Raw genomic sequence first — 8,996 nt, forward strand, 5'->3', positions numbered from 1 at the left:
ACACCTTCTGGTAGAAAGCCTTAAATTGGACCGGGTTCCGTCTGGGAATCAGATGAGCACACATTCGGCGTAAAGCTCTCGCGCCGTCCTCGGCAGTGCTTGCCTGATCAACAGACGGCCAGCTTCGTGAGCATTTCTCGGGTGTGTGGGTAGCTGTCAACCACCATGAGTTGGGGTTGAAGCAGACAGGCTTATGTCTGCATCGTATGCGGCGTTGGAAAGCCATGTCTCAACAGACAGAAACCATCTCCTAACTATCATTTCTTGTGGACCAAGAAGGATAGTCCATAGGTGCTGCGAACGTCACGACTGCTGAATGACCCTTTAGTCACGCGAAGTTGTCCTACAGTAGCGGCGCTTGGCGTGCCTCGTGAAGTGGACTGAGGTGCCCCGCGGAGAGCGGTCAGGAATTTGCAACGTCTGTCGGAGGTCCGGTCTCGACGTTCGTCTAGGCATCCCCACACGAGAAAATCTTTGGCGCGTGGACTGGTTGAGGTTTGCGCGTGTGGACACCAGCAAGCGGGCGGTCTTAAGCCAGTGGACAAGTTGCCAAGCCAGCGGTCACCAAGCCTCGACGCGATGACGCATGGCCGCTACTGCCCGGTCCAAGGCCTACCTTGTGCGTCGTTCACTATATCGGCCGCATCCAAGTTCTGACTAATTAGCACGCGCACTACGACTTATTGCCCTTCGTCCTGCAGAAGGATGATTGCGACCAGTCTGTTTGTCACCGGCCCTAACTTGGGTCTATGCCGTCGCGCCCGAAGTCACGAAATTGCTCAGATCCCGCTTGAGAAATCGACTCATTTCATCTGCGGTGATCGGTTTACTGAGGGAGAAGCCTTGGATTTCATCACAGCCATTCGCTCGCAGAAAGCCTAACTGCTCCATGTTCTCGACGCCCTCGGCCACCACCTTTAAACGCAGGCTGCGCGCCAACGCGAGAATGCCCGCAGTCAGGGCTGAAGCATCCTCGTCAAGCGGCAGATCCTTGACAAAAGATCGATCGATTTTCAAGGTGCTCAAGGGGAAGTTGCGTAGATAAGACAACGAGGAGTACCCGGTGCCGAAATCGTCGATCGCCAGGGACACACCGAGATGGCGAAGCTCGCGCAGCCGCACTGCCGCCTGGGCGGGGTTGCGCATGACGCCGCTTTCGGTTATCTCGAGTTCGAGTTGGGCGGGTTGGAGTCCGGCCCTTGCCAAGACCTGCGCCACCTCCTCAGCCAGAAGGTGGCGGTTGAGCTGCCGCGCCGACAAGTTGACGCTCACCTGAATGGGGTGGCCCTGGTCACTCCACGTTCTCGCATCCCGGCAGGCGACTTCCAACGCCCAGTGCCCCATGCTGTCAATCAGGCCGATGTCCTCCGCGATGGGGATGAATTGCAGAGGCGAGACAAGGCCCATCGTAGGGTGGCGCCATCGCATGAGCGCTTCTACTCCCGTTACAAGCCCGGTAGTCAGATCGAGCTTGGGCTGGTACACGAGGAACAGTTCGTCTCTCTCCAGAGCGCGAGGAAGACTACTCTCCAGCGCTAGTTGCTGCTTGCCCTGCGCGCTCATTTGCGACGAATAGAAGTGATGGTTTCCTGGACCCATTCCCTTGGCTCGATACATCGCCGCGTCAGCGTTCATCAACAGGGTCTCGACATCCTGCCCGTCGTCCGGAAACAGACTGATGCCTATGCTTGCGGTGGTTGGCAGCTCGCCCCCCTTGACTTCGAAGGGGAGGTTGAACAAGCTCACAACTTTCGCCAGCGGTGCGATCACGTCCTGCGCGTTCTCCAGGCCCTCGAACACCAATACGAATTCGTCACCACCGAATCGAGCCACGGTGTCGCTTAGCCGCACGTTCTCCCGCAGTCGATTCGCGCAGGCCCGAAGCAACACGTCTCCGGCACTGTGGCCCAGGCTGTCATTGATGGATTTGAAACGGTCGAGGTCCATGAACAGCACCGCGACCTTGGTCTTCTGCCGTGCAGCGCGCTGCAGGGCCTGCGCCAACTGATCCTGCAGCAAGGAGCGGCTGGCCAGGCCGGTCAACTCGTCATGGTGCGCAGCATGCCGCAGCGCCGCCTCGGCTTGCTTGCGGCGCAAGTACTGCGCCAACTGACTCCCAATCGAGCTCATGAAACCCTCGATCTCGCGGTCGATGGCGATCGGGGCGTGGCTGAAAAATTCGAGCGCCATGAGCTGCGCACCTGCAACGACCGGGATGACCACTGCTGCATTCAGGCCGCATCGGGCGGCGAGCTGATCCCGAACTTGTGATGCGTCGGCCAAGTCGATCACGCGCCACAGGGGTTTGCCGGCGGACCAGGCGGCGTCGAGGTTTCCGTCCGGGCGCAGTCCACTGAAGACGCGCATGGCCGCGCTGAACTCGTGCGATGCCGCATCGTCCGACGCCGCCCAGGCACTCAGGCAGCGCACCCGAGAGTCGGCTTCCATGCCCCAACACACCCCGGCCGCCCAATCCATCTGCGCGCCAATCGACGACAGGATGAACGCCATCGCGCTCTCGGGCTCGACGTCTGCGGCCAGTTTCTGGGCGACGTGGTGGGCCAACGCCAATCGCAAGGCGGACTTTTTGTTGGTGGTCTCGTCGCGCACTGCGGCACGGACGATGATGACGTCGTTTTGCACGGATCCTTGCAAAGTGACATGGATCCACCTTTCGGCCCTGTCAGGTGCGTTCACGCGGTGCTCGAACTCAAGAGGGGCCTCGCTCTGCGCTGCCTGCTGGATCGCCTCGTTGAGTCCAACCCGCTCAATCGCTGGCACGAGCGCCATCAGGCGAACCAATGTGGGATTCTCGGTTGTCAAATCGAACCCATAGATGCGGCGAGCCTCGTCGGAGAAGTCGATCTGGCCGGTCTCCGGATCGAGCACCCAACTGCCCAGCTTCGCCAGCTCCTGCGCTTCGGCAAGCCGTTGTTGGCTGGTCCGAAGGCGTTGCGCCAGCACTTTCCCGTCGTCCAAAGACTTGTTCTTGGTTTGCAGCAGGAATAGGAGGTCGACGACGGGATCGTGCACAGCGAAATCGCTGAGCGCCAGCCCAAGCCGGCTTATGTCAGCCATTTCGGCCACCCAGGGCGATCCCAGGAAGACCAGTCGCCGGTCCTGCACGACGAACTGACCTCGCAGGCGCAAAGGTCCCGCGCGGTGCTGCAATACGAAGAGCGATTTCTCGTGCAGATGGATTGCGTCGTAATCCAGACGCTTTAGGACGGGACGCTGAACCGTGAAGTGCTCGTCGAACCCGGCGCCCTCCACCAACGCCGGGCAAAGGCGGTGCAGCACCGCCCCAGTCTGCAGCACTCGGAGTTGCTCGTCGAACGCGACATGAAAAGGGAACGCAGCGGCGAACTGTTCAGGTGACAGGTTGAACTTGGGCGCTTCCATCACTGGGCGGGCGATGGGTCGGCATCGACGTACTCGATGCGGAAGACGTCATGGTCGTCCACCCCACGAAAAGCCGTCTGTTGGACATTGATTTTTTGTGAAAAGCGCTCGCCCAGGCCCTTCAGCAGTCCGACCACCATCGGGGCCAATCCCGCGCGCTCGCTTCGATAGTGCAACAGCAACCCCGCGCTGCCCTCGACCTCTTCTACCGTGAACGAGGGCGGCCTCAATGCGGGGAAACTCATACCTACATGGCTGTGAAGATTGTCCAAGTTGTTGAGAAACGACCGAAGATCCGAACCGAACATGTTGAGCATCTCGCCATAGCCAGACTCCGCGGTATAGAGCACCCAGTGGTTGCCGAAGCCTTCCAGTACCTGCGCGGCATCAAGGCCCAATACCTGGGTGGCTGCAGTGACGAGCTTGAAAGTCGTTTGGTCCGGGTAGCCATCCATCGCGATGAACATGTCATCGTTGATGCCCGCACCCTGACGAATCCTTTCCCACGCAGAATTGCCGAACCCCTGTATGACGAAATCCTCAAGCGCCTGATTGACCAGTCCATACATAGCATCACTCCCTAGTCATGACCTCAAGTCCGCGATGCGCAGTTATTGCAGCAACCCATGTTAACGCGGAACGGCGACTCCCATGAATCTGCCTTTGACTGGTGATAGTTGACATGTCCGATTCGGGGCGGACTTCTGCCTACCATCTGATTGGTGCCCAGGGCTTTCAACACATATCTGAAGCCCGGAAAATCGGCCAATTGATCCGCGCTGACTCCTTGATGTCGACTTCGATGTCATTGCTCCCTGGCCATACGTGATGCCTCTGGCCCCAGGCAAATTCGGAGCCTTCAAGAATTTTTATAGAACACTTCACCATATGCGCCATAGCGAGACCGGCGAAAACTTCCATTCAATCCGTGCTTCTCAACCGTCGCCTGCTCGAGCCCATTGGCTACATCCCGCCCACCGAAGCTGAGCCAACAGGTACTGGCAACTCGCCGGCTAGTCTGCCACGGCGGCTGGATACTTTTTACCGCCGAACTCCATGAAAGCCGGGGGCGATTCGAAGCACTGTGCGCAGTGCATTTCAAGTGGCAGGCAAGTTAGCGAAGGAATCATTGTGGAGCGAGCGCGAGACACGTTTTGCCGCTTCAGGCCTTTGCATCGCGGGAAAGTACTACAGATACCGCCGCAAGCACCTCGGCCGGCTCGATAGGTTTGGACAGGTGCATATCAAACCCGCTGGCCAGAGAGCGGGTGCGATCTTGCTGCCTGGCGAATGCAGTCATCGCTATGACGGGGGTTCTTCCTCCCTGCACGTCCGAGCGCTGGCGCAGCCATTTGATAAATTCATACCCGTCGATGCTAGGCATGCCTATGTCGCAGCAAATTATTTCTGGCCTTTTGCTCGCTACCTGAGCCATTGCTGCGTGGGCGTCCGAGACGGCAATCACATGTGCACCACTGTCCTGAAGTATTGTTCTCAGCAACTCCAGGATGTCTTCTTCATCGTCGACCACCAGAATCCGTTTGCCGGACAAGTCGATTTCTATCGCATCTGCTGCTTCAACATCTGGAGCCTGGGCTTCTCCCCTGTAGGCTGGCAAAGCCACGGTAAACGAAGAACCTAAACAATCGCCCTCACTACGGGCTGTTACCGTACCACCGTGCAGCTCCACCAGGTGCTGAACAATCGAGAGGCCGAGACCGAGCCCACCATATTTGCGGGTGATCGTCCCGTCCGCCTGGCGGAAGCGCTCAAACATGTGCGGCAAAAAGTCTTTGGGAATCCCGATGCCAGTGTCAGAGACCGTGATGACGACTTCCGCGCCATTGTTGTTGACGCTCACGGTAACCTTGCCACCTCTTGGCGTGAATTTGAGGGCATTGACGAGCAAATTCCAGACGACTTGTTGCAGTCTGCTCGCGTCGCCCAAAACCGCATGCACGGCCTCGATGTGTGTCGAGAGATGCACGCCAGCGATTTGAGCTTGGGTCATCATCATCTCGCAAGCGGACCGAACCGAAACAGCCGGGTCAAGCGGCTGCAAGTCCAGATTGAGCTTGCCCGAGCCGATCTTGCTCATGTCTAGCAAGTCGTCGATGAGGCGAATCTGCGCTTTCGTGCATCGCTCAATCACGTCCACACCTTTGTGAAGCTCGACCTGGTCGGAGCTGAGCTTTTTTCTGAGGATATGTACCCATCCCGTTATGGCGGTCAGTGGAGTGCGCAACTCATGCGAGAGGGTGGCAAGAAAATTGTCCTTGACCGAATTGGCGCGCTCGGCCTCTTGACGCGCAGCACGTTCGCTATTGAGCAACTGCAAACGAGCCTCCTCAGCGCGGATCCGCTCAAGCGATTCCCAACACCGATCGACCGCCGTTTGCACCAGATCGATCTCGTTACGAGTCCAAGCTCTAGGCGTGGCTTGGTGTACCGCCATCGCCGCGACGAACCTTCCGTTCTTATGGAGAGGCAGGCAGATAACCGCTTGGATGGCCGTCATGCGATAGGCCGAAAGGTCCGTGCCTTTTGTCAGAGCATGCGTTTCGACATTGTCATTGACGTAGGGCTGGTTGGCCTTCATCAAATTGCTCACTGGCACACCGAAGTCAGTGAACTTGTATCTGCCCACGATGCTTTGGACCCCGTCGTTATAGTCTCCAATGAGATCGAATGTGTTCTCGTCATCGAGCACATGCGCATACGCGCAGCGGTTTACCCCGAGGTACTCACCAAGCATGCGTGAGGTCGTGTTCATCACATCTTGTGGAGCATTGATGTGACGCGTCGCCTGAGCGAGATCATCCAGGAACTTGTATCTGCGTTCTCCCAAGACCTTGCTGGTGGTTTCCGCGAAGGTCACAAAAACGCCAGCGACATGACCGTCGTCATCGCGTACGGGACTATAGGAAAAGTTGAAGTAACAATCCTCTGGGTATCCGTACCTCTCGATGGTGAGCTTGTAGTCGTCGAATCCTATCGATTTACCGTTCAGAACTTCGTCCCACATGGGCCCGATGGTGGGCCAGATCTCTCTCCAGGTATCGCGTGCCGAACGACCCAATGCCTCGGTATGCTTGTCACCCAAGATCGGCCGGTATGCGTCGTTGTAGAACTGTGTGAGTTCCGGTCCCCATGCCAAGTACATTGGAAGTTTGCACTCAAGCAAGAGCATCACCGCATTTCTGAGGCTCGGCGGCCAAGCTATGGGCTCGCCTAGCGTGTGCGCTTGCCACGGGAATGCTGCAATGGCGTGAGCCATTTCCCCATCCAATGCAGGCTTGGCACCCAATGTTGGCAGAGAGGCGTTTGTATTGGTCTGCATGATCAAATTATTGGGTAGTCTCAGCGAAACGCGATGCGACCCGAGCCTCTCGGTGGTGAGTGCTAAGTACTCTACGGTAAGCGAACACTAAGGTTGGGTCTGTGTCTTATGCGCCAATTGCTATCAACGTCCGTAGCAGTTCTAGTGGGCCTAAACCCTGGGGCGCTAGGCATAGCTCAATACAGAGGTGATACCCTGCGATACCTTCCGTTATCGTCGGCCATGTTAGGGCTAGCTATCAGATCTCGCTAGAAATTAGCACCCTTATCCATCGATCTGGACAGGTGCTTACCATTCGCCCAAGTTCCCCGGGCTACTAGCGTTCTCGCCCAGCTCAAAGCGATCGCATTCGCTTCAGCCTCTGAATCGAAACAACGCAGCGCGGCGAGCGCCTCGACAGTTGGACCCGCACCGCTCTCTAGATGCATGATCACATGCGCTCGCCACTGCCCCGGACCAATTTCATAAGACTGCGGCGTCAACCTCACCGCTTTAAATATGTGCCCCATGTGCCTCGCTACTGAAGTAAACGCCTGCTTGAGATCGGCAAAAATCTGGCATCACAGCAGTCTGCAATCAAAGCATCGAAAACATCAAAATTGAGCGGTTTGAGAATGAGGTGATCGGTCCCGGACCAACCTGCAACTTCATCGTGCACCATATCCCCACGGACTGCGATGGTGATGCATTTGGTGTGCCACGCGACTTCGGCAGCCTCTTTGAGATGAGTTGAAAGATCGACGCCCGTGAAATCGGGGAGGTCGTCGTCGATCACTACAACAGGTGCAAGTTGATGGAACATTTGAGCAAGAGCAGCTGCGCCTGTCATCGCCTGCCGTACGCTGTAGCCCGATTGCTCGAGAAGCTCGACCATGAGTTCTAGCGCCTCTGGAAAACTGGCGACCACGAGGATGTCCTTCACAGCAGCCTCAATAAAAGAAGGGATTGTGCGCTTTTTTACTACTTTTTCGCGAGCCCATTCCGTGCAGTTTTGGGTTACAAAATGTGCGGCCTCAGGGACTGGACGACAGGTTGATGCAGTGTTTCGAGCCGGTGTGGCCGGAGGATGGACATGTGCTCATTCATCAGCCATAGTGATTGTGGAGACTATAAAACCAATGGAGACGCAATGAGCAAGTTCAAGATTTCCGTGCGATTAACGCTTGCGTTTGCTGCGATGGTGCTGCTTCTGATTGCACTGGGCGCCACCAGCCTATTTCGGTCTGCGGCCCAGCGGTCCAAGCTCGACGACGTCATCAACACGCGCGTGCCGATCACCAGAGCCCTCGGGGTGCTGGCCAACAGCATTAACACGCAGTCAATTCAGTTTCGCAACCTCCTGATCTTCAGTGCAGAACCCGTCACCAAGTCAGCCCTCGAGCAGATAAGCTCTCAGCGAGCCATCACTGCGGATCAATACAAGCTGCTGGACACACTGGTTTCCTCACCCAAAGGAAAGGAGTTGCTTGCCAGTATGCTCAAGTCGCGTTCCGAGTTCTTCGCGCGAGGCGACGAGTTTCTGGCACTGGTGCAAAAAGGCCAGAAAGACGAGGCGACCAAACTGCTGGAAGAAAAACTGCGCCCCATCCAGCTCGACTACCAGAAGACACTGCGCGATCAGGTGGATTTCCAGGCGCAGCTCACCGACGAAGCCGGCAAGGAGGCCGAAGAAGCGGCTGCGGCCCTGCAGCGCGACGTGCTGATCGCCGGCGCACTGGCCATCGCCCTGGCGATCTTCCTGGCCATCACCATCATCCGCTCCATCACCCGCCCCCTGGCCCAGGCCGTGCAGGCCGCCGACCGCGTTGCCGCCGGCGACCTCAGCGGCGACATCGTCGTGCAGTCCCGCGATGAGACCGGCCACCTGCTCAGCGCCCTGCAGCGCATGCAGCAAAGCCTGGTGAATACCGTGACCACGGTGCGCGGCAACGCCGAAAGCGTGGCCTCGGCCAGCGCCCAGATTGCCTCGGGCAACANGCTTGGCTCCACCGTGCGCCAGAACGCCGACAACGCACGCCAGGCCAACCAGCTGGCGCTGAGTGCCTCCACCGTGGCCGTACAGGGCGGCGACGTGGTGGCCGAAGTGGTCGAGACCATGAAAGGCATCAACGCCAGCAGCAGCAAGATCGCCGACATCATCAGCGTCATCGACGGCATCGCCTTCCAGACCAACATCCTGGCCCTCAATGCAGCGGTGGAAGCCGCCCGGGCGGGCGAACAAGGCCGGGGCTTTGCCGTGGTGGCCAGCGAAGTG

The 8,996-nt window shown here is 57.9% G+C and carries 5 protein-coding genes and 1 pseudogene; 2 read left to right on the plus strand and 4 right to left on the minus strand.

Annotation, left to right across the window (positions count from 1 at the left end; all coding sequences use genetic code 11):
- Window positions 1-747: 747 nt before the first annotated feature.
- The 4 genes from ASE28_RS18610 to ASE28_RS18625 form a co-directional block, all read right to left on the minus strand.
- Entirely contained in the window at window positions 748-3,402 is a 2,655-nt protein-coding gene (locus ASE28_RS18610; protein ID WP_057267962.1) for an EAL domain-containing protein, read from the minus strand.
- Entirely contained in the window at window positions 3,402-3,971 is a 570-nt protein-coding gene (locus tag ASE28_RS18615) for a heme NO-binding domain-containing protein (RefSeq protein WP_057267963.1), read from the minus strand. Before ASE28_RS18615 ends, ASE28_RS18610 begins: the two co-directional genes overlap by 1 nt.
- Before the next feature lie 593 nt (window positions 3,972-4,564).
- Window positions 4,565-6,742, minus strand: coding sequence for an ATP-binding protein (locus ASE28_RS18620; RefSeq protein ID WP_157422031.1), 2,178 nt, complete (start codon window positions 6,740-6,742; stop codon window positions 4,565-4,567).
- A gap of 517 nt (window positions 6,743-7,259) precedes the next feature.
- The gene (locus tag ASE28_RS18625; protein ID WP_057267965.1) at window positions 7,260-7,664 is read right to left on the minus strand and encodes a two-component system response regulator; all 405 of its coding nucleotides are present in this window, start codon (window positions 7,662-7,664) and stop codon (window positions 7,260-7,262) included.
- A 255-nt stretch (window positions 7,665-7,919) separates the two neighbouring features.
- Between ASE28_RS18625 and ASE28_RS18630 the strand changes: the two genes are divergently transcribed.
- Together ASE28_RS18630 and ASE28_RS33130 are read left to right on the plus strand one after the other, a co-directional pair.
- Window positions 7,920-8,718, plus strand: a 799-nt coding sequence (locus tag ASE28_RS18630; RefSeq protein ID WP_369818224.1) for an MCP four helix bundle domain-containing protein, incomplete at its 3' end; no start/stop codon positions are given.
- Between the two features lies 1 nt (window position 8,719).
- Window positions 8,720-8,996: pseudogene (locus ASE28_RS33130) on the plus strand (methyl-accepting chemotaxis protein); the annotation flags it as partial.

Origin of the sequence: Acidovorax sp. Root219 (assembly GCF_001428665.1) — a bacterium.
Classification (GTDB): domain Bacteria; phylum Pseudomonadota; class Gammaproteobacteria; order Burkholderiales; family Burkholderiaceae_C; genus Acidovorax.

What these genes read in the sequence shown, in the direction of transcription:
- ASE28_RS18615 (WP_057267963.1), bottom strand. Translation starts at nt 3,971, where the DNA reads ATGTATGGACTGGTCAATCAGGCGCTTGAGGATTTCGTCATACAGGGG.
- ASE28_RS18620 (WP_157422031.1), bottom strand. Translation starts at nt 6,742, where the DNA reads ATGCAGACCAATACAAACGCCTCTCTGCCAACATTGGGTGCCAAGCCT.
- ASE28_RS18610 (WP_057267962.1), bottom strand. Translation starts at nt 3,402, where the DNA reads ATGGAAGCGCCCAAGTTCAACCTGTCACCTGAACAGTTCGCCGCTGCG.